Here is a 19,213-nt window from a genome sequence, read left to right on the forward strand (position 1 = left end):
CTACTCCCTTCCCTCTCCGAGCGCGGCCCGCAGGCCGAGCGCCGCCTTCGCCCCGCGCATGCCGCCGCGCTCCGCCTCCAGGCCGAAGCCCTCGGCGTCGCCATCGGCCAGCTTCTCCACTTCCACGAGGCCGGCCGTGATGAGCGCGCCCAGGATATGCGGCAGGTGCCCGTCGTCGATGAGGATGTTCGGCGTGCCGCGCAGGTCCTGGCCGTACTCGTTCATCTCGGCCGCGGTGCCGTCGGTCTGGTACCACGCGCCGTGGTGCACGGCGGCGGTGCCCGGCATCATGCGGTTCGTCACGTAGGCCGTGAGCACGGTCTCGCCGCGGTCGCTGCTCACGCGGCACAGGTCGCCGTCCTTGATGCCGCGCGCCTGGGCGTCCACGCCCGAGATCCACACGGCGTGGCGGTAGCAGTCCTCGCGCATGAAGGGGTTGTTGTCGTTGCTCGAATGCTGGCGGTAGATGGACACCGGCGACACGAGCGACAGCGGGTACTCCTTCGCCTTCGGGTTGTAGAAGCCGTCGTTCGAGGCCGAGCCGATGTCGCCCTCCACGTAGCTCGGGCTCCACACCGGCATGGGCTCGATCTGCCCGCGCCAGCGCGTTTCGGTCATGTCGTGGTCCTTCACGAAGTTCGACGAGAACTCGATCTTGCCGGTCGGGGTTCCGAAGGGGCTCTCGCCGCGCTCCATGAGGGTCTTGAACGGGTAGTACGGCACGTCCACCTCGGTGCGCACGACGGGGTTGGCGTTGAACTCCTCCCAAGTGGGACGGTGGTCGTACCCCAGGTACGCCATGACGGTCTCGTTGTCGGCCCACTCCTCGAAGGCCTCGCGGTAGATGGCTTCCTGCGCGTCGACCCAATCCTCCCAGGCCACGTCGGCCAGGCGCGGGTTGTAGCCCTGCACCACCTCGTCGCCCAGGCGCTTGGCGATCTCGGTCCACACCCACTCCTTCGAGCGCACCTCGCCGGGGAAGTCCACGCCGCGAGCGCAGAACGTGAAGTAGTTGCGCATGCCGTTCGGGCCGCTCACGAAGCGCTGGTGCCCGTACATGTACTCGTCCATGCCCTCGAACTGCCACACGGGCGCCGGAAGGATGATATCGCAGAGCTCTGCCGTGGGCTGGTTGAGATGCCACTGGAAGCCCCAGTTGAACTCGGTCGACGCCATGCCGGCGAAGCGCTTGTTAACGTTCGAGTGGTTGTTGGCGTAGTTGTTCTCGAATATGATCATCTGGACGTTCGGCAGCGGGGCGTCGTTCGTAGGCGAGCCGATGCGGTGGCGGAACTCGCTCTCGTCCATGCGGCCCTCCCAGTAGTCCTTCTGGCAGGCCAGCACCTCCGTCAGGCAGTTGTTGTTGAACAGCACCGGCACCCGGTAGTCGCCCGGGTCGCGCCCGAAGTCGGCGCGCGGGGCGGGCACGCGGCCGGGCGTGGGCAGGCAGGCGCCTGTCTGGCAGCCGCCGGCGCAGGCGATGTTGCCGGTCATGGCCTGCAGCAGCATGGACGCCGACGCGCTGTAGTCGCCCATGTGGCGCTTCGCGCACGAGTAGAAGTACTGCAGGTGCACCGGCTTCGTCGTGCCGTAGAGGCGCGCGAACTCGCGGATGGTCTCGGCCGGCACCGCGCAGATGGGAGCCGCCCATTCGGGGGTCTTCTTGATGCCGTCCTCGCCCTCGCCCATGCAATAGGCGCGCCATTCCTCGAAGCCCACCGGGTCGACCCACCGGTCCACGAACTCGTGGTCGACGAGGTCCTCCTCGTAGAGCACCTGGGCCACGGCCAGCATCATGGCCAAGTCGGTGCCGGGGCGGATGGGAATCCACTGGTCGGCCAGCAACTCGGCCGACTGGGTGTAGCGCGGGTCGATGACGATGGTCTTGCACCCGTACTCGTGCGCGAGCTGCATGTAGTACGAGGACGGCCCGAACCAGGCCACCACCGGGTCCATGCCCCACATGACGAAGAGCTTCGAGTTGAAGATGTCGGACGCCTCGAAGCCCGGCAGCGCCTCGGAGAGGCCCTTGGCCGTCTTGGACAGGTCCACGCCCAGGTGCAGCATCTCGCCCGCCGCGTGGCCGGACGTGGAGTGCTCGCCCCAAGCGCCGAAGCCGGCCTCCCACCAGGGCGCGAGCGGGAACCCGTTCTTCTCGAAGCTCGGGTACTGCGAGTGGAAGATGCCGTAGGGGCCGTACTTCCCCTTGATCTCCACCATCTTCTCTGCGATGGTGTCGAGCGCCTCCTCCCAGCTGATGGGGACGAAGTACCCGCGCCCGGCGCCCTTCTCCCCCACGCGCTTCATGGGGTGGAGGAGGCGCGTCTCGGCGTAGAGCTCCTTCTTCCACGAATGGCCCATGGCGCAGGGGCGCATCTGCACGTTGCCCTTCCAGATGTTCTCCCAGCCGCAGTCCTCGCGGCTGTCGTTTCGGTTCACCGAGTCGTCCGGCTCGATCGCCGTTATGCGGCCGTCCTTCGCGTGGCACTTCAGGATGCACGCGCTGTCCCAGCAGCCGTTCGCCGGGCACGACGTGTAGAAGATGCGCTCCCCTTCGCGTCGGGCGCGGCTGGCCTCGATGATGCCTTGCTTGTCCATCGCTCCTCCTTCTCCTATGCCGCCCCTCGTCTCCGGGCGGGGCGATGAAGGCAAGGTTAGACCCCGCGGAGGGCGTCGGCTGGGCACGCAGGCGGATTCGCCGTCACGATAGGAAGCAGGGGGTGTAAGGGGATGCTCCGGGAAGCGCTCGCTTACCGCCGCCGTAAAGCGACGTTGACGGCCGGAAGCGCCAGGCACGTCCGCGGACGCGCGGCTGGCACGGGGCGGTGCCGTCGGGACGGGCGAGCGTTAGGAGGCGAGCGCAGGCACAGCGGGCTCGGCAGCGCGGCGCACGGGCGGACGCCGCGGCACGCCTCCCCTGCTCGCAGGAAGCCCTACCCCCGCCCGTGGAAGTAGCCCGCGGGCACGTTGTCGCGGATGAAGTCCTTGAACTCCAGCGCCAGCGGCGATATGACCCGCCCGGTGTGCCAGGCCAGGTCCACCGGGTAGCGCATGGGGTCGGTATCGATTTTGAACCAGATGAGGCCCGGCTCGTTGCGGTAGCGCTCGGCCACGCACTCGGGAATGCTCGCCCACCCGAGCCCCGCCTTCGCGCCGTTCACCATGGCCTCGTGCGTGTCGAAGCGCGCCACCATGTTATGGTCGGTGAGCGACAGGTTGTAGCGTTCGCGGAAGTGGCGGTTGCCCACCATGTGGCGGCCCGAGTTCCACTCGTAGATGATCATGGGCCATTCGAGCAGCGTCTCGATTTTCACGGGCTGGGGCACGGAGTTGTAGGGCGGCCGGTCGGGCGCGCAGAACAGCAGGCGCTTGTAACCGAGCGTCTCGCGCGAGATGCCGTCGTCGAGCGGCTGGTTCTCCAGCAGGGCGAAGTCAAGCTTGCCGGATTTCAGCTTCTCCATGAGCTCGGGCTCGTAGCCCGCGTCCAGGTGCACGAGCGCGTCGGGGTGCAGGTCGTGGAAGCGCTTGACCAGCGCCGGCAGCAGCGCCACGCCGTCGTTCATACTCATGCCCACCTCGATGGTGCTGTCGAAGTGCTCGTCGACCGCCGCGAGCTCGGCCGAGAGCGCGGTCTCCAACGTGGCGATCTTCTTGGCGAACTTCGTGACGATCTGGCCGGCTGCCGTGGGCACCACGCCCGTCGACGTGCGCACGTAGAGCTTCGTGCCGTAGCGCGCCTCTATGTTGGCGATCTTCTGCGAGAGCCCCGGTCGCGACATGTACAGGCGCTCCGCGGCCTGGGAAAGGCTCTTCGTCTCCGATATGACCGTGAAAATCTCTATGTCGTCCAGCAGCATGGGCCACGCCCCCTCGCACGCCTCGTCCTGCCATCCACGTCCTATGCGGCCTTTCAACCGGCCGCATTCGGCTAAAGCCGAATGGAATCCCATCATAACGAACGCGGGTGAATGCAAGCCGAAGGATTTTTTGACAGCCGCAGAAAAAAACATCGTCATCGCCCCCGCACCCGTCCTCCTTTTTATGGAAAGCTTACTTTACATTTCTTCCAGGCAGGCCTATACTGCATGGAAAGCTAGCTTTACATTGGCGACACCGGAAGAAAAAAAAGGGGCGCGCATGGAGAACCGTTTGGAGGAAATCCGCAAGGCGCGCGGCATCAAGCAAGAGGACCTTGCCACGGAGCTGGGTGTGTCGCGCCAGACCATCAGCTCGCTGGAGAAGGGGCGTTACAACCCCTCCATCCTGCTGGCGTTCAAGATCGCCCGCCATTTCGACCTGAGCATCGAAGACGTGTTCATCTACCGAGAGGAAGCGCAATGAACAACAAGCCCGCCGTTATCACCCTGTCGATCGGGGTGCTGTTCCTCGTGGCCACGCTCGCCTTCGCCTTCAACCTGGGCGGTGTGTCGGACGCGCTGCCCTTGGGCGCCCAAGCCGCCTTCGGCCTGGGAGGATGCGCGTTCGCCCTCATCGTGTGCGGCCTGTTCGCACTCGCCCACAAGCCCACGCGAAAAGAGCTCGTCGAACAGAACGACGAGCGCAACGTGGCCATCGGCAACTTGGCCGCGACGCGGGCGTTCACGCTGTTCTCCGTGCTCGTACCGGTGACAGCGCTCGTGCTGTGGGTGCTGGGCCAGGTAACCCTCGTCGGCATGCTCGTGTTCGTCGGCATCGAGGTAGTGGCCTTCATCGCCTACGTCGCGTTCATCGCGAAGGCGCAGAAGACCATGTAGGGCATGTCGAGAGCGGGGCGGGCGAAGCGCTCGCAGGGTGCAGGCGTTCGCACCGTTCCCCTTTTGCCAGCGTCAACGGCCGTATAGCGGCCACCTCGGTCAGCCCACGCTCACGAGCACGGATTGGAGGGCGGCCTGCACCGCAGCGGGATGACCCGCGCGGCGCACGACGGCGGCGAGGGATTCGGCGGGCAGGCGGTAGGTGTTGTTGTTCTGCGAGATATGCATGGCCACCACCTGCTCCAGCTCGTCGCATAGGAGCGCCTCGAGCTCGGCGGCGGCCTGGTCGTTGGACAGGTGGCCCACGTCGGAGCCCACGCGGCGCTTCACGGGATACGGGTAGGGGCCGTCGGCGAGCATCTGCACATCGTGGTTGCTCTCCAGCGCCAACAGCCGCGCGTGCATGAGGCCCTCGTGCGCCTCCCCCGTGACGATGCCGGTATCGGTGACGAAGCCCGCCACGTCGCCGCCGGCGCTCTCGAAGCGGAACCCGCACGACGAGGCAGCGTCATGCGAGGTGCGGAACACGTGGACGGCCAGGCCGGCAAGCGAGAGCGCATCGCCTGCGCGCAGGGACCGCACGTCATGCGCATCCTCGAGCGCGCGCACCTCGCTGCTGGCAGCGCGCACAGCGTCGTCCGCGTACACGGCCGGCTCGACGCCCTTCTTCGCCAGGCCGCGCAGCACCACGCCGAGGCCCTTCGTGTGGTCGGTGTGGTCGTGCGTCACGAGGATGGCCGCGAGCCTCGCCGGATCGAACCCGGCCTCGTCGCAGCGCGCGAAGAAGTCGCGCTTGCAGATGCCGCAGTCCACGAGCACGCCCGCGCCCGTGGCCGCGTCCTCCACCACGGCCGCGTTGCCGCGGCTGCCGCTGGCCAGCACGTGCAGGCGCAGCGTGCGCGCCCCACCGGGCACAGGAGTGCCGAGGCGTGCCTGCATCGCAGCCGGAACCGGCGCATCCGCCGCGCCGTCGGCCACCCGACGCGCCTCTATCTGCCGCCGCGAGAAGACCTCTTCGAAAACCATATCCACGCCTGCGCTCGCCCCTCCTGCCCGATCCCGCCCGGCTCCGTCCGCACCGCCATCCGGCCCCGCAGCCCCATCGCGCGGCCTCGCGGCCCTTCGGCCCTGTCGCTTCGCGTCGATTGTACCCGAAGCGCCCCTCGGCCGCGCGGGGACGCCGCAAACCGCACAGGCTCGCCGGAAATCCGCCGCAGACGGGCGCCGGCCGCGCTCCCGTCCCTCCCGCCTGCGGCTTCGTCTACCATGGTTCCATGAGAAATCCCGGTCAGAACCGCATAGCTCCGCTCGCGCCCGAAGGGGGACGGCATGCCCAAGCACTCCGTTACAGCATTTCTTGCACGCAAGGACATCGAGGTATCGTTCCAGCGCTACGCCATCGACGCGCTGTCGGCCATGGCCCAGGGCCTGTTCGCCTCGCTGCTCATCGGTACTATCCTCACCACGGTGGGCGACCTATCCGGCGTCGGTTTCTTCAACGAGATCGGCACGTTCGCCAAGAGCGTGGCAGGGCCGGCCATGGCCGTTGCCATAGGCTACGCGCTGCGCGCGCCCGCGCTCGTTCTGTTCTCGCTCGCAGCCGTCGGCTACGCCGCCAACGCGGCGGGCGGGGCCGGCGGGCCCTTGGCCGTGCTGGTGATAGCCATCGCGGCCTCAGAGCTGGGCAAGGCGGTGTCGAAGGAGACGAAGGTGGACATCATCGTCACGCCCGCCGTCACCGTCCTGGCCGGCTGCGGGCTGGCGCTGGGCGTGGCGCCGTGGATAGGGGCGCTGGCCTCGTCGGTGGGCGGGTTCATCATGTGGGCCACCGAGCTGCAGCCGCTGTTCATGGGCATCATCGTGTCGGTGGTCATCGGCATCGCGCTCACGCTGCCCATCTCGTCCGCCGCCATCTGCGCGGCGCTTGGTCTGACGGGGCTGGCCGGCGGGGCTGCGCTCGCGGGCTGCTGCGCGCAGATGGTGGGCTTCGCCGTCATGAGCTTCCGCGAGAACCGCTGGGGCGGCGTGCTGTCGCAGGGCCTGGGCACCTCCATGCTGCAGATGGGCAACATCATGAGGAAGCCGCTCGTCTGGGTGCCGCCCATCGTGGCGTCAGCCGTCACCGGGCCGCTTGCCACCTGCGTGTTCGCCCTGCAGCAGAACGGCCCTGCCGTGGCCTCGGGCATGGGCACGTGCGGCCTCGTGGGGCCCATCGGCGTGTACACCGGCTGGGTGGCGGGCATGGAGGCCGGCGCGGCGGCACCCGGCGCGTTCGAGTGGGCGGGCCTCGCGCTGGTGTGCCTGGTGCTGCCCGCCGTAATCAGCTGGGCGGTATGCACCCTCATGCGCCGCGCCGGCCTCATCGCCGAAGGCGACCTCAAGTTGGAGGACTGAGGAGAGGGCGCAGGCTCCTCCCGCCGCGCGGGCACTTTCCCTACATGCGCTCCACGATGGCGGTGGCCAGGCGCGCGAAGTCGGCCTCGCGGCCGTGCGCCACGTCGAGCACCTCCTCGTCGGTGGGCGAGGCGCCCTCGATGCCGCAGGCCATGTTGCTCACCAGCGACATGCCCAGCACGCGCATCCCTGTGTGCCGCGCCGCGATGACCTCCTCGCACACGCTCATGGCCACCGTATCGGCACCCCAGGCGCGGAAGGCGCGTATCTCGGCCGGCGTCTCGAAGCTCGGGCCGAGCAGCCCCAGGTACACGCCCTCCTGCACGCGGATGCCCAGCTCGTCGGCGGTCTCGCGCGCCAGGCGACGCAACGCGGGATCGTAGGCGTCCAGCATGGAGAAGAAGCGGAACGCGATGCCGTCGGGCTCGAGGCCCGCCACGGGGTTGCGCCCGGTGAAGTTGATATGGTCCTCGATGATGCAGAAGTCGCCCACACGGTAGCTCTCGTTGATGGCGCCGGCCGCGTTCGTCGCGAACAGCGTGTCCACGCCCAGCTCGTGCATGAGCCACACGGGGTAGGCCACCTCCTGGGCGGTGTTGCCCTCGTAACCGTGCAAACGGCCCTGCATGGCCAGCACGCGTTTCCCGCCCAGCATGCCGCACACGAAGCGGCCCACATGGCTCGTGGCAGTGCTCGTCCTCATATGGGGAACCTCGCCGTACGGTACGTAGACGGCGTCCTCGATCCGCTCGGCCAACGGGCCCAGCCCCGAGCCAAGGATCATGCCCACCTCGAGCCGGCGGTCGCCGATGCGCTCGCGCACGACGCGCGCGGACTCGGCAAGGTTCTCTTTCAACACGTTGCGCTGGGCCATTGCTGCTCCTTCAAGATAGAGGACGATAGCTACTGTTAGACGTATTCTAGCGCATGTCGGAGCGGAGCGCCGACCAAGGGAAACGCCGATCCATGCGGCGTTCGTCCATGCGCTCGGGCAAGGCCCCCGCCCTTGCCTTCGACAGGTTAGACTGCCTCGGGTCGGCGGCAGGGTCCTTGCCCTACTCGACCGGTCGAACCATGTATCGACCTGCGTTTCCCTAGCTCGTCGACGCCCCGTCGCGACGCACGTAGCGGATGGCGCAACAGTCGTCACCGCGTGCGATGGTCTTGGGCAGGTCCAGCTCCACGCCGTGCGCCTCGCCGATGCCGCGGTCGCCGCACATGGCCAAATCGCACAGCCGGGAGATCTCCTCGTCGGTGCAGCCCTGCTTCTGCCACGCTTTCACAAGCGGGCAGTAGTGGAAGTCGATGGACAGCTTGTCGTCGGTGCTCTCCACCACCTTCATCTCGAACACGATCTGCGCACTCTTCGTGAACAGCACCTTCTTCAGGCCCTTCAGGCTCTTCGTGCCGCTCTTTTCAACGATCTCGGCGCCCTGGTACAGCCCGCAGCGCTTCACGGCATCGGCCGCGAACGCGTCATCGGGCAGCCCGTGCTTGCGCGCCTCGTCCACCAGCAGGTAGAGCCACAGCGCCCGGTGCTCCAGCTGCTCGCGCACCTTCACGAACAGCGGGAACGTGTTCTTCGGCTCGTTGACGATCTTGCTCATGCGATCCCCTTCCCCTCACCAACGTGCAACCGCTCCATTATAGGCCCTCGCACCATCCCGCAGCCCCCAACGGCGCCCCGACACGCGAATCGCCGTGCGGCGCAGGGCTGCCGCTCGCGCGAGCCGCATAGCGGTGGGAAGCCGCTCGCGCAAACCGCGCCGGCCGCGGACGAACCCTTCAGATGCGCACCGCCCGCAGCTAGGTCCGCGCGGAACGTCCCGCGAGCACGCGGGGGCGGCCGGCGAGGTCGGACACGGTGCGCACGTCCACGAAGCCCGCCTCGGCGGCCAGACGGGCCGCGTCGTCCAGGCAGGTCTCGTGCAGCTCGAAGGCGAAGCCTCCGCCCGGCTTGAGCGCACGGGCGCAGAACGCCAGCAGGCGGCGGAACACGTCGAGCCCGTCGGCGCCGCCGTCGAGCGCGAGCGCAGGCTCGTAGGCGGCCACCTCGCGCGGGAGGCCGGCGAGCACGGCTGTGGGCACGTAGGGCGGGTTCGACGCCACGAGGTCGAGCACGCCCACGACCTCGGCGGGAAGCCCCTCGCCCAGGTCGCATTCGACCACGCTCACGCGCCCGTCCAGCCCGAGCGACGCGGCGTTCTCGCGCGCGAGGGAGACGGCCTCGGGTGCGATGTCGGTGGCGAAAACGCGCGCGAGCGGATGCTCGTAGGCGATGGAGCAGGCAATGCAGCCGGACCCCGTGCACAGGTCAGCCACGAGGAGCGGTTCGGGCGCGGACGTCTCGGCGGGCGCCGGGGGCGCCTCGGTGCAATCGGAGTCCGCGGCACCGGCCAGCCCTGCCTCGTCCTCGGCGGGCGCCTCGGCCTCCTCGTCCTTCGCGCGCGGGCGCGGCGCCGGGGGCAGGAGCGCGAGCGCCTCGCTCACGAGCACCTCGGTCTCCGGCCGCGGGATGAGCACGCCGGGGCGCACGCGCACCGTGATGTGGCGGAACCCCACCTCGCCGGTGATGTACTGCAAGGGCTCGCCTCGGCCGCGGCGCGTAACGTAGCCGCGCAGCGCGTCGCGCTCGTCCATCGACAACGGGCGCTCGAAGTTGGCGTAGAGCTCGATGCGGGACAGGCCGCACGCCTCGGACAGAAGCCATTGCGCCGAGATGCGCGGGCTCTCGTCGCCCTTGCGCTCAAGGTACCCGACCGTCCAGTCGAGCGCAGCCTTGATGGTCCAGATGTCGTTCTCCACGACCATATCCCCTTCGAACCGAATCTTGCAGGTACCGGAACCGCCCCCGTCAAGCCCCGCTTTGAAGCGAGCCTACGGTTTCTCGCGCTCCGAAGTCACCGTTTTGGCCGTTGTGAAGCCCGTTTTCGACGCGCAGCCCCACTGTGCCACAACCCTTCCGGAGAAGGCCAGGTCAAGCACATGTCGATTCTCGTCGTTCCGAGGCTCCGTCGAAAACAAGGCCCCTATCGCGGCGAAAAGGCTTCACCGCGGCCAAAACGGTGACTTCGGAGCGCGTTCTGCCGCATGCCGGCCGATGTGGGATACGGCCGAGTACGAGCTTACACAGCCGCCTCGAGCTTCTGCGCGCGGTCGGCAGCCTGCAGCGCAGTGATCACGTCGCCCAGGCCGTCTCCCAGAAGCACGCCGTTGTAGGTGCCGTTGTAGCCGATGCGGTGGTCGGTCACGCGGTCCTGCGGGCCGTTGTAGGTGCGGATCTTCTCCGAGCGGTCTCCCGAGCCGATCTGCGCCAGGCGCTCGGCGCCCTCGGCGGCCTGCTGCTCGGCCAGCATCTTCTCGTACAGGCGCGCGCGCAGCACGGCCATGGCCGCGATCTTGTTCTGCAGCTGCGACTTCTGGTCCTGCGACTGCACCACCAAACCGCTCGGCAAGTGCGTGATGCGCACGGCCGAGTCGGTGGTGTTCACGCACTGGCCGCCCGGGCCGCCGGCGCGGTACACGTCGATGCGCAGGTCGTTCTCGTTGATGTCGACCTCCACCTCATCGGCCTCGGGCAGCACCGCCACGGTGGCCGTGGACGTGTGGATGCGCCCCTGGCTCTCGGTCTTGGGAACGCGCTGCACGCGGTGCACGCCGCTCTCGAACTTCATGACCGAGTACACCTTGTCGCCCTTGACCTTGAACTGGATCTCCTTGAAGCCGCCGGCCTCGGAGGCCGACACGTCCATGGTCTCGGTCTTCCAACCCTGCGCGCCCGCGAAGCGCTCGTACATCTTGTAGAGGTCGCCCGCGAAGATGGCGGCCTCGTCGCCGCCGGCGGCCGCGCGGATCTCCACGATGATGTCCTTGTCGTCGGCGGGGTCCGCCGGGATGAGCATGAACTTGATATCCTCCTCGAGCGCGGGCAGGCGCGCCTCGATGCCGGCGATCTCCTCTTGGGCGAACTCCTTCATATCGGGGTCCGCGAGCATCTCCTTGGCCGCCGCCAGGTCGTCGGAGGCCTGCACGTACTCGCGGGCCTTCTTCGCCAGCGGCCCTTGGCTCGCGTACTCCTTTGCCAGCCGGTTGTACTCCTTCTGGTCTGCGAGCACGGCCGGGTCGCCCATGCGCCCCTGGAGGTCCTCGTAAGCCTGGATGATCTTCTCGAGCTTCTCTCGCATGTCCGTTTCCTGCATGGGATATGTCCTTCTTGAACGTGGTTGCGCGGCGCTCGCCCCGCGCGCGGCGAGCGCCCGGTGCACAAGGCACCGGGCGCCATTACGGTAACTGGTTCATGATATCAGAGAGCGGCGCAAAGCGCAGCCCCTCCTGCGGCGCCTCCCCTAGATGGCCAGGTACTCCGCAGCCTCCTCGGCGCACAGCGCCCCGTCGGCCACGGCGGTGACCACCTGGCGCAGGAACTTCGTGCGCACGTCGCCGGCCACGTAGACCCCGGGAACCTCCGTCTCGCCCGACTCGCCGGCCACGATGTAGCCCGTCTCGTCCGTCGTCAGCGCACCGGCCAGAAACTCGGTGTTCGGCTCGGTGCCCACGGCCACGAACAGGCCGTCCACGGCGATGTCGCGCTCCTCCCCCGTCTCGAGCATCTCAACGCGCACGCCTGCGAGCGCGCCCTCGTCGGCCACGAGCTTGCGCGGCACGGCGTTCCACACGAACTCCAGGTTCGGCAGGTCCTCCAGGCGCTTGTGGTAGATGGCGGTGGCGCGCAGCTTGTCGCGGCGGTGCACCAGGTACACCTTCTTGCAGATGCGCGAGAGGTAGATGGCATCGCCCGCAGCCGTGTTGCCGCCGCCCACCACCATGACGGTCTTGTCGCGGAAGAAGTTGCCGTCGCACGTGGCGCAGTACGACACGCCGCGGCCCTGCAGCTCCTCCTCCAGCTCCAGCCCCAGCTTGCGCGGGCGGGCGCCGGTGGCGATGATCACGCTGTTGGCGCGGTACTCGTTGAACGCGGTCTTGAGCACCTTCGGATTCTGGGTGAAGTCCACGCCCAGCACCTCCTCGCCCACGTTGCGCACGCCGAAGCGGTCGGCCTGCTGCTTCATGGAGAAGGCCAGCTCGAAGCCGTTCGTGCCGTCGGGGAAGCCCGGGTAGTTCTCCATGTGCTCGGTCTGGGCCAGCTGCCCGCCCGGCGCGATGCGCTCGAACAGCACGGTCTCCAGCCCGGCGCGCGCAGCGTAGAGCCCGGCCGTCAGCCCGGCGGGGCCGGCGCCGATGACGGCGACGTCGATGGCCTTCTCCTGCGCTCCGTCCGCCTTGCACGCGGCGGACGTGTCGTTGTTGGGTTCCTCTGTCATGGGAAGCCTCCTATCGCGGAACCTTTGCTTTGCATCCAGTATAGGGCTCGTCGCCTAATTGTCACAAGATCGGCACCACTTTACGCCGAATAAGCAGGATTCGGTTGGCGAACCGTCATGCCGCGCCGGGCCCCGCGTGCTCAACGCGTGCGTGACGGTTTCGCGAAGGCGGCGCCGCGCGCCCGCAGGGCGCACTACCATGGATGCGACCAAGCGAGGAAAGGAACGTTCCATGGACGCTGAGAACACGAACCACCCGGCCGGATCGTCTCCCGCACGCAGCGCGCACCCGCACGGCGCGTCGGCTGGCGGCCCGCACCCGCACAAAGGCGAGCAGGCGGGTGCGGGCCGCCGCGGCGGGACGGATGGCGAGGACCTGCACACGCTCTACCTGGCCGGCGGCTGCTTCTGGGGGCTCGAGGCGTTCCTGAAGCGCCTGCCCGGCGTGCGGCGCACGGTAGCGGGCTATGCTAACGGCTCCACCGAGAATCCCAGCTACCGCGACGTGTGCAACTGGAACACGGGCCACGCCGAGACGGTGGCCGTGACCTACGACCGGCGCATCCTGCCCACCGACGTGCTGCTCGACGGCTTCTTCGAGGTCGTGGACCCCACGAGCCTTAACCGCCAGGGCAACGACGCGGGCACGCAGTACCGCAGCGGCATCTACTGGCAAGACGAGGCCGACTTGCCCGCCATCGAGGCGGCGCTGCGCCGCCAGCAGGCGCGCTACACCGAGCCCATCGTCACCGAGATCGAGCCCCTCGACGGCTTCTACGCAGCCGAGGACTACCACCAGGACTACCTGGGCAAGAACCCGCACGGCTACTGCCACATCGACCTGGCCGCCGCCGAGGCGTTCGCACGGCGCATGGGGCTTGCGGAAGGGCAGCCGTGCATCCAGTTCGACGGCCTGTGCGAATCGCCCGATGATCCGGCGGTGATGGGCGCCATCCCCGGGGCCGGGGCCGATGCGCCTGGAACGCAGGGCGTCTCGGCCGGCGAAGCGCGCAATCCGGGCGACGCCGGCGCGGGCGGCGCGGACGATGGCGCGGACGATGCCCTCGGCGCGCCTTCAGCCGACGGCCCCGCCGAGGCGGGCGGGCTGCGCTACTGCATCAACGGCGCCGCCCTGCGCTTCGTGCCGCTCGAGCGCATGGACGCCGAGGGCTACGGCTACCTCAAGCCCCTCGTGGAGCAGCAGGAGGCCAGCCGCATGCCGGCCCTCCGCTGACCGCCCCCCTCCGGCCCGCACCGGTCGCACGCCGACCAGAGCCGGCCCGGGTCGTGCGAAAGCACAGCCCGGGTCGGCCAGCGCGCGGCAGCCTAACCAGGTCGTGCGCAGCCGCTGCTAGCAGCCCTCGCCCACCGGCTGCGGGGCCGGGGCGGCCTGCGCGGCGCGCCTCCGGTGCCGGTAGCGCAGCAGCGCCCCGGCCGCGCAGGCCAGCATCATCTGCACGATGGTCACGGAGAACCAGATGCCGTCGACGCCCGCCACCCGCACGATGCCGAACACCACCAGCACCACGAGCACCGCCTCGCCGTATACGATGGCGTTCGAGGCGCGGGCGTCGTCCACCGCGTAGAAGTACGACGTGGACGCGTGCGTGAACCCGTAGAACACATACGCCATGGAGAAGATGGGCAACGCGTACGCCACGATGGCGGCCGTCTCGGCCGACGAGCCGAACACCAGAGGCACAAGGTTCCGCAGCAGGTACATGGCCAGAAGCCCCAGCGCGCCCAGCAAGATGGTTATGAGGTAGTTCGTGTTCCTGAACCGCCGCACGCCGTCGGCATCGCCCGCGCCGTAGTGCTTGGAGATGAGCGGCTGCGAGCCGTCTCCCACGCCCTGGATGAGCATCTGGATGACGCAGGCGGTGTAGGACACCACGGCGTAGGCCGCGAGCGCCGTCTCGCCGCCGTAGGCCGACAGGTTCACGTTGATGGCCACCACCGTGGCCTCGGGCAGCAGCGTCAGGCCGAACGGCGCCATGCCCAGCTTCAGCGCGTGGGCGACGATCTTGCCGTCCGGGCGCAGGTCGGCCCGCGCGATGCGGTTTTTCCTCAGCAGGAAGAACGCGAGCACCGGCACGAACGCCGCAGCCTGCGACACCGCCGTGGCCGCGGCGGCGCCGGCCGTCCCCCAGCCCATCAGCATGACGAACACGTAGTCCAGCACCACGTTCATCAGGCCCGCGAACACCTGCACCGCCATGGCGAAGCCCACGCGCCCCTGGTTGCGGATGAGCGGCGTGCATCCCGTGACGAAGATCTGGAACGGCACGCCCCACGCGATGACGCTCGTGTACGCCACGGCCTGCTCGAGCGTGCCGCCCTGGCCTCCCAGGAGCCGGCAGATGGGCTCGGCCGCGAACAGCAGCAGCGCCATGACAGGCAGTGCGGCCGCCAGCAGCATGACGAACGTCGTGCCTACCGCGCGCCGCGACTTCGCCTCGTCGCCCGCGCCGCGCGCGATGGACGATATCACGCCGCCGCCCATGCCGATGCCCGTGCCCACGGCCATGACGAAGGCCACGAGCGGGAACGCCACGTTGATGCCCGCGACGCCCGCATCGCCCACCGCGTGACCCACGAACATGCCGTCCACGATGCTGTACACGCTGGCGAGCGTGAACGTGAGCATCGTGGGCAGGATGTAGCGCAGGTACTCTTTCAACATATTCTTCTTGATCATGGTTTTCCACTCCGCCGGTGCTCTACCGCGCCCCCAAGGGGCACCCCCTCCGCCAACGCCTCGCTGCGCGGGCGGGGCTTGTCTTGGCCATTGCCGCATGATACTCTAAACCTTAAAGCGACTTTAAGGTAAAGGGGCGCCCTGCCCACCTCCCCCAAATCTCCAAACGGAAAGGGAGCGCGTCATGGAACCCGTGCTGTACGATATCAAGGACGCGGCACGCTACTTGGGCGTGGCACCGTCGACGCTGCGCTACTGGGAGCGCGAGGGGCTCGTGCGCGCCGGCCGCAACCGCGGCAACGACTACCGGCAGTACGCCCTGCACGACCTCATCGACGCGAGCGAGATAGCGTTCTACCGTCGCCTGGGCGTGCCGGTGCGCGAGCTGGCGGGCTACCGTACGCTCTCGGCACGCGACCTGGACGACGCACTCGACCGCACGGCCCGCGACGTGGAGCAGCGCATCGCCGAGCTGGAGGCCATGCGGGCCCGCCTGGCGCGGCAGCGTGTCCTGAACGCACGGGCCGAGGAGCTGGAGGCGGCGGGCATGCGGCCCGGCGCGCCGGGCATCGCCCGCCTCGACGCCATCGACTACGCCGACCCGGCCCTTTGGCCCCTGCTCGTCCACGAGCCCTGGCGCTTCGCCGTGCTCGTGGACGCAGCGGACCCGGGAACCGTGTTCGAGATGGTAGCCGACACGCCCACGCGCGCAGGCGCCGTTTGGGAGCGGGATGCGCCGGGCGCCGGGGAGGGGCGCGAGTGCCTGCTGCTGGTTGACCCGGACGACCCGAACCGCAGCAACGCCCCCGCACTGTTCGCCGAGGCGGCCCGGCAGGGCCTCGAGCCGCGCCTCGCGGTTGGCACCTACCTGCTCACCGCCGTCGAGGAGGGCCCGCACGCGGCGCGCTGGGACTACTACCGCGCCTGGGTGCTGGGCTGACCGCAGGGGCGCACGAGCGGCAGGATGCGTGGAGGAGGGAGACAAGGGGACAAAGGGAGACAAGGGGACGGGGATAATGTCACATTCCAAGCGATTAACGAGATCCGAGGACTTCGAAGAACGTGACGTTATCCCCGTCCCCTTGTCTCCCTTTGTCTCCCCGAGCACAAGGAAGCGCCGGCTGCCCAAGGCGGCCGGCGCTTCCGGGAACCTGCGGCGAGGCGGCGCTAGGCCAGCATCGACAGGATGTTCTGCTTGGGCTGCACGCCCACAGCCTGCTTCTTCACCTGGCCGTTCTCGAACACGACGAGCGTGGGCACGCTCATCACGCCGTACTTCTGGGCGATGTCGGGACTCTGGTCGATGTCGAGCTTGTAGACGGACGCCTTGCCGGCCTGCTCGGCCGCGATCTCGTCGATGGTGGGCGCCAGCATCTTGCACGGACCGCACCACGTGGCGAAGAAGTCCACCAGCACGGGACCCTGCGCGTCGAGCACCTTGGACTGGAAATCGGAAGAAGAAACAACCTCGCTCATGTAAAGCCTCCTTATAGTCTCGGCCGCTCGCACGGCCCTGCTCGCGGTGCCGCGGGCACCGTCTCTCGCGGCGCCCGGCGGGCGCGCGATCAGTTTGTTCTGCCCGTATTGTAAACGCCTTCGCTCAACTGTGCATCTAATTGTTACGGTTTAGGGCATAAAACTTGGGTTTCCCGACATTTTCGCCCCGCGAACGGCCGATCGCCGGCAGGCGCTCCATGGTTACTTCACAGATGCGGGAAAAGGGCTGCGGCCGCCGTCCCCTCGGCCGGAGAAGCGGCGCGCCCGCCCTCGTGCAGGGCGCTGCGAGCGCGACCGGTCCCGGCCAGCTGGCAAGGCGAACGGCGCCTCCCGATTAGGCTACAGCGCGTGCCGCCGTTGGGGCCGCTGCGCTATAATAGGACGCGAGCACGCAGAAAGGATCCCGCATGAGCGACACGACCGCACGCCTCCCCCGCACCGACCCCCGCGACCTCCACGAGCCCGCCTGGCGCGGGCATGCCGTGACGCCCGTCGACCTCGTGCTGGAGGGCGGGGCCATGCGCGGCCAGTTCACGGCCGGCGTGTTGGACGCCTTCATGGACCGCGGGCTGTTCTGCGAACGCACGGTAGGCGTGTCGGCGGGCGCGCTCTGCGGCTACAACTACGTGGCCGGCGACGCGGGCCGCTCCTGCTACCTCAACGTGAAGTACGCGGGCGACTGGCGCTACCTTTCCCTGAAGAGCTTCGTGCGCACGGGCAACGCCTGCGGACGCGACTTCGCCTTCAACGTGATACCCAACCAGCTGGAGCCCTTCAACTACGCCGCCTTCAACAGCTCGCCGATGCGCCTCGTGGCCGTGTCGAGCGACCTGGACTCGGGAGAGGCCGACTACCATGAGTTCTCCGACGCCCTGGCCGACGTCGACTACCTCATAGCCTCGTCGTCCATGCCGCTTGTGAGCCAGATCGTGAAGGTGGACGGCAAGCACCTGCTGGACGGCGGCACGTGCGACAGCGTGCCCGTGATCTACTCGCTGCTCACCGGCCCCGCCAAGCGCATCGTGGTGCTCACGCAAGCCGAAGACTACCTGAAGGGCCCGAACAAGCTCATGGCGCTCCTGCGCCAGCGCTACGCCGACTTCCCCTTCTACGTCGACCGCCTGCAGCATCGCCACTACGAGTACAACCGCCTGTACCGGGCCCTGCCCTGCCTGCACGACGAGGGCCTCCTCTTCCTCATCCGCCCGCCGGAGCCCGTCACGGTATCGAGCATGGAGAAGGACCAGGCCAAGCTCATGGCCCTCTACGAGCAGGGCTACGCCGAGGCCCTGCGTGCCTGGCCCGCGCTCGAGCGTTACCTGGCAGGATAGCAGCCGGGCCGCCTCGGCGATCACAGGGATGCGCGGGCGAGATCGGCGTGATGCGCGACCACGCCGCAGACAACGAGGCGGAGCGCGTCGCAAGCCCCGGGGCGCCGCTGCGCCCGGCACGCAGACGGCGGGGTAGCCGTGCCGCAGGTGATGCCCCGCCAAGCGACGGGCTGCGCCTGCGCCCCCGCCGGGCCCCTACAAGTCGTCGGCATCGGCCTCGACGCCGTCTTCGCAGCACCCGTCGCCACGCTCCCCATCGCCGTCGCGCACATCCCCCTCGTCCGCACCGCATCTTGCGCGGGCCCGCGCGTCTTGCGCGCGGAACTCGGCAACGAAGCCGGCCGAGAAGATGCCCGCCGGGATGGCCACCACGCCGATGGACAGCAGCATGGTGAGGAATCCCACGAGGCGCCCCGCCGCCGTCAGGGGCACGAGGTCGCCGTAGCCCGTTGAGGTGATGGTGGTCATGGCCCAGTACATGCCCGTGAGCACGCTGTCGAACTTGTCGGGCTGCACCGGATGCTCCACCTCGAACATGAGCACGCTGGCCGTGACGGTGAGCAGCCCCAGCACCGTGAACGCGGCGACGATCTCCTGGCGGCGCTTCGCGAACACGCGCGCGATGGACCGCAGCCCGCGCATGTAGCGCGACAGCTTGACGAGCCGCAGCAGGCGGATAATGCGCGCGGCGTTGAGCGCCGAGGCGGACACCGGCACCGCCAGCACCAGCAGCCCCGGCAGGAACGCCAGCAGGTCGACGAGCCCCATGGGCGAGAGCGCGTAGCGCAGCCGCGCCTTCACGGGCCCGCAGCAAGGATGCACGAAGTCGGCCACCCATAGGCGCGCCCCATACTCAACCGCGAAGCACGCGCTCGAGGCCAGCCCGAACACGAGCATCGCATGCGACACGCCCGACGACACGTCCAGCTGCGGCTCGGCGAACACGAGCAGCGCGTTCGCCACGATGAGCGCGAACAGCGCGATACCCACCGCCCGCGCTGCGCCGCGCGCCGCGCGCACGTCCTCCAAGGCGAGGAACGCCTGTCGCTTGAACGGGGATGCCTGTGCCAGCCGGCGCTCCAGCAGCTCCTCCCGCTTAGCCATGGGCCCGCGTCCACCCTGGGACGGAACGGGGACGGCGGTCCTCGGCGGAGACCTCGGCGATGACGATCATGGGGTTCGCTCCTTTTCCCGCTCGCCCGCGCCGCGGGGGCGGCG

General features: G+C 68.6%; 17 protein-coding genes. 6 read left to right on the plus strand and 11 right to left on the minus strand.

The window, feature by feature from the left end; genetic code table 11:
- Both BN3560_RS01345 and BN3560_RS01350 read right to left on the minus strand, forming a co-directional pair.
- Positions 1-2,598, minus strand: coding sequence for a molybdopterin-containing oxidoreductase family protein (locus BN3560_RS01345; RefSeq protein ID WP_096226710.1), 2,598 nt, complete (start codon positions 2,596-2,598; stop codon positions 1-3).
- A gap of 335 nt (positions 2,599-2,933) precedes the next feature.
- Positions 2,934-3,857 carry a LysR family transcriptional regulator gene (locus tag BN3560_RS01350; RefSeq protein WP_015538695.1) on the minus strand — a complete coding sequence of 308 codons (924 nt, stop codon included), beginning with the start codon at positions 3,855-3,857 and terminating at the stop codon, positions 2,934-2,936.
- Positions 3,858-4,137: 280 nt separating this feature from the next.
- Here BN3560_RS01350 and BN3560_RS01355 point away from each other — a divergent pair, with 280 nt between their 5' ends.
- Both BN3560_RS01355 and BN3560_RS01360 read left to right on the plus strand, forming a co-directional pair.
- Entirely contained in the window at positions 4,138-4,341 is a 204-nt protein-coding gene (locus BN3560_RS01355) for a helix-turn-helix transcriptional regulator (RefSeq protein WP_015538696.1), read from the plus strand.
- A complete protein-coding gene (locus BN3560_RS01360; RefSeq protein WP_096226711.1) occupies positions 4,338-4,754 on the plus strand; it encodes a hypothetical protein in 417 nt (138 codons plus the stop codon). The genes BN3560_RS01355 and BN3560_RS01360 overlap by 4 nt, the downstream gene beginning before the upstream one ends.
- A gap of 99 nt (positions 4,755-4,853) precedes the next feature.
- On the opposite strand, the gene BN3560_RS01365 is transcribed toward BN3560_RS01360, so the two are convergent.
- Positions 4,854-5,693 carry an MBL fold metallo-hydrolase gene (locus BN3560_RS01365; protein ID WP_096228547.1) on the minus strand — a complete coding sequence of 280 codons (840 nt, stop codon included), beginning with the start codon at positions 5,691-5,693 and terminating at the stop codon, positions 4,854-4,856.
- 390 nt (positions 5,694-6,083) lie between these two features.
- On the opposite strand from BN3560_RS01365, the gene BN3560_RS01370 reads away from it, so the two are divergent.
- Positions 6,084-7,148: a PTS transporter subunit IIC gene (locus tag BN3560_RS01370; protein WP_096226712.1), complete on the plus strand. Its 1,065-nt coding sequence runs from the start codon at positions 6,084-6,086 to the stop codon at positions 7,146-7,148.
- Between the two features lie 40 nt (positions 7,149-7,188).
- On the opposite strand, the gene BN3560_RS01375 is transcribed toward BN3560_RS01370, so the two are convergent.
- From BN3560_RS01375 to trxB, 5 genes are all read right to left on the minus strand, one after another.
- Positions 7,189-8,022, minus strand: coding sequence for a purine-nucleoside phosphorylase (locus tag BN3560_RS01375; RefSeq protein WP_096226714.1), 834 nt, complete (start codon positions 8,020-8,022; stop codon positions 7,189-7,191).
- 220 nt (positions 8,023-8,242) lie between these two features.
- Positions 8,243-8,755 (minus strand): L-2-amino-thiazoline-4-carboxylic acid hydrolase, encoded by a 513-nt coding sequence (locus tag BN3560_RS01380; RefSeq protein WP_087190923.1) that lies wholly within the window; start codon positions 8,753-8,755, stop codon positions 8,243-8,245.
- A gap of 199 nt (positions 8,756-8,954) precedes the next feature.
- Positions 8,955-9,959, minus strand: a complete 1,005-nt coding sequence (locus BN3560_RS01385; RefSeq protein WP_096226716.1) for a N5-glutamine methyltransferase family protein — start codon at positions 9,957-9,959, stop codon at positions 8,955-8,957.
- 314 nt (positions 9,960-10,273) lie between these two features.
- A complete protein-coding gene (gene prfA / locus BN3560_RS01390) occupies positions 10,274-11,347 on the minus strand; it encodes a peptide chain release factor 1 (RefSeq protein WP_238386225.1) in 1,074 nt (357 codons plus the stop codon).
- A 147-nt stretch (positions 11,348-11,494) separates the two neighbouring features.
- Positions 11,495-12,469 carry a thioredoxin-disulfide reductase gene (gene trxB, locus BN3560_RS01395; RefSeq protein ID WP_096226718.1) on the minus strand — a complete coding sequence of 325 codons (975 nt, stop codon included), beginning with the start codon at positions 12,467-12,469 and terminating at the stop codon, positions 11,495-11,497.
- A gap of 232 nt (positions 12,470-12,701) precedes the next feature.
- Between trxB and msrA the strand changes: the two genes are divergently transcribed.
- A complete protein-coding gene (msrA, locus tag BN3560_RS14920; RefSeq protein ID WP_096226719.1) occupies positions 12,702-13,703 on the plus strand; it encodes a peptide-methionine (S)-S-oxide reductase MsrA in 1,002 nt (333 codons plus the stop codon).
- 117 nt (positions 13,704-13,820) lie between these two features.
- On the opposite strand, the gene BN3560_RS01405 is transcribed toward msrA, so the two are convergent.
- Positions 13,821-15,167 (minus strand): MATE family efflux transporter, encoded by a 1,347-nt coding sequence (locus BN3560_RS01405; RefSeq protein ID WP_096226721.1) that lies wholly within the window; start codon positions 15,165-15,167, stop codon positions 13,821-13,823.
- Positions 15,168-15,351: 184 nt separating this feature from the next.
- Between BN3560_RS01405 and BN3560_RS01410 the strand changes: the two genes are divergently transcribed.
- The gene (locus BN3560_RS01410; protein ID WP_096226723.1) at positions 15,352-16,107 is read left to right on the plus strand and encodes a MerR family transcriptional regulator; all 756 of its coding nucleotides are present in this window, start codon (positions 15,352-15,354) and stop codon (positions 16,105-16,107) included.
- 227 nt (positions 16,108-16,334) lie between these two features.
- Here BN3560_RS01410 and trxA read toward each other — a convergent pair whose 3' ends face one another.
- Positions 16,335-16,643: a thioredoxin gene (gene trxA, locus BN3560_RS01415; protein ID WP_087190929.1), complete on the minus strand. Its 309-nt coding sequence runs from the start codon at positions 16,641-16,643 to the stop codon at positions 16,335-16,337.
- Positions 16,644-17,071: 428 nt separating this feature from the next.
- Here trxA and BN3560_RS01420 point away from each other — a divergent pair, with 428 nt between their 5' ends.
- Complete coding sequence (locus BN3560_RS01420) at positions 17,072-17,995, plus strand: patatin-like phospholipase family protein (RefSeq protein ID WP_096226725.1); 924 nt, start codon at positions 17,072-17,074, stop codon at positions 17,993-17,995.
- A gap of 195 nt (positions 17,996-18,190) precedes the next feature.
- On the opposite strand, the gene BN3560_RS01425 is transcribed toward BN3560_RS01420, so the two are convergent.
- Positions 18,191-19,099, minus strand: coding sequence for an ion transporter (locus BN3560_RS01425; protein ID WP_096226726.1), 909 nt, complete (start codon positions 19,097-19,099; stop codon positions 18,191-18,193).
- Between the last annotated feature and the right edge of the window lie 114 nt (positions 19,100-19,213).

Source organism: Gordonibacter urolithinfaciens (assembly GCF_900199375.1).
Lineage (GTDB): Bacteria > Actinomycetota > Coriobacteriia > Coriobacteriales > Eggerthellaceae > Gordonibacter > Gordonibacter urolithinfaciens.

Bases quoted from the DNA above. Each gene is read 5' to 3' on its own strand.
- trxA (WP_087190929.1), bottom strand. From the start codon at position 16,643: ATGAGCGAGGTTGTTTCTTCTTCCGATTTCCAGTCCAAGGTGCTCGAC.
- BN3560_RS01350 (WP_015538695.1), bottom strand. From the start codon at position 3,857: ATGCTGCTGGACGACATAGAGATTTTCACGGTCATATCGGAGACGAAG.
- BN3560_RS01405 (WP_096226721.1), bottom strand. From the start codon at position 15,167: ATGATCAAGAAGAATATGTTGAAAGAGTACCTGCGCTACATCCTGCCC.
- BN3560_RS01355 (WP_015538696.1), top strand. From the start codon at position 4,138: ATGGAGAACCGTTTGGAGGAAATCCGCAAGGCGCGCGGCATCAAGCAA.
- trxB (WP_096226718.1), bottom strand. From the start codon at position 12,469: ATGACAGAGGAACCCAACAACGACACGTCCGCCGCGTGCAAGGCGGAC.
- prfA (WP_238386225.1), bottom strand. From the start codon at position 11,347: ATGCAGGAAACGGACATGCGAGAGAAGCTCGAGAAGATCATCCAGGCT.
- BN3560_RS01425 (WP_096226726.1), bottom strand. From the start codon at position 19,099: ATGGCTAAGCGGGAGGAGCTGCTGGAGCGCCGGCTGGCACAGGCATCC.
- BN3560_RS01360 (WP_096226711.1), top strand. From the start codon at position 4,338: ATGAACAACAAGCCCGCCGTTATCACCCTGTCGATCGGGGTGCTGTTC.
- BN3560_RS01385 (WP_096226716.1), bottom strand. From the start codon at position 9,959: ATGGTCGTGGAGAACGACATCTGGACCATCAAGGCTGCGCTCGACTGG.
- BN3560_RS01370 (WP_096226712.1), top strand. From the start codon at position 6,084: ATGCCCAAGCACTCCGTTACAGCATTTCTTGCACGCAAGGACATCGAG.
- msrA (WP_096226719.1), top strand. From the start codon at position 12,702: ATGGACGCTGAGAACACGAACCACCCGGCCGGATCGTCTCCCGCACGC.
- BN3560_RS01375 (WP_096226714.1), bottom strand. From the start codon at position 8,022: ATGGCCCAGCGCAACGTGTTGAAAGAGAACCTTGCCGAGTCCGCGCGC.
- BN3560_RS01365 (WP_096228547.1), bottom strand. From the start codon at position 5,693: ATGCAGGCACGCCTCGGCACTCCTGTGCCCGGTGGGGCGCGCACGCTG.
- BN3560_RS01410 (WP_096226723.1), top strand. From the start codon at position 15,352: ATGGAACCCGTGCTGTACGATATCAAGGACGCGGCACGCTACTTGGGC.
- BN3560_RS01345 (WP_096226710.1), bottom strand. From the start codon at position 2,598: ATGGACAAGCAAGGCATCATCGAGGCCAGCCGCGCCCGACGCGAAGGG.
- BN3560_RS01420 (WP_096226725.1), top strand. From the start codon at position 17,072: ATGAGCGACACGACCGCACGCCTCCCCCGCACCGACCCCCGCGACCTC.
- BN3560_RS01380 (WP_087190923.1), bottom strand. From the start codon at position 8,755: ATGAGCAAGATCGTCAACGAGCCGAAGAACACGTTCCCGCTGTTCGTG.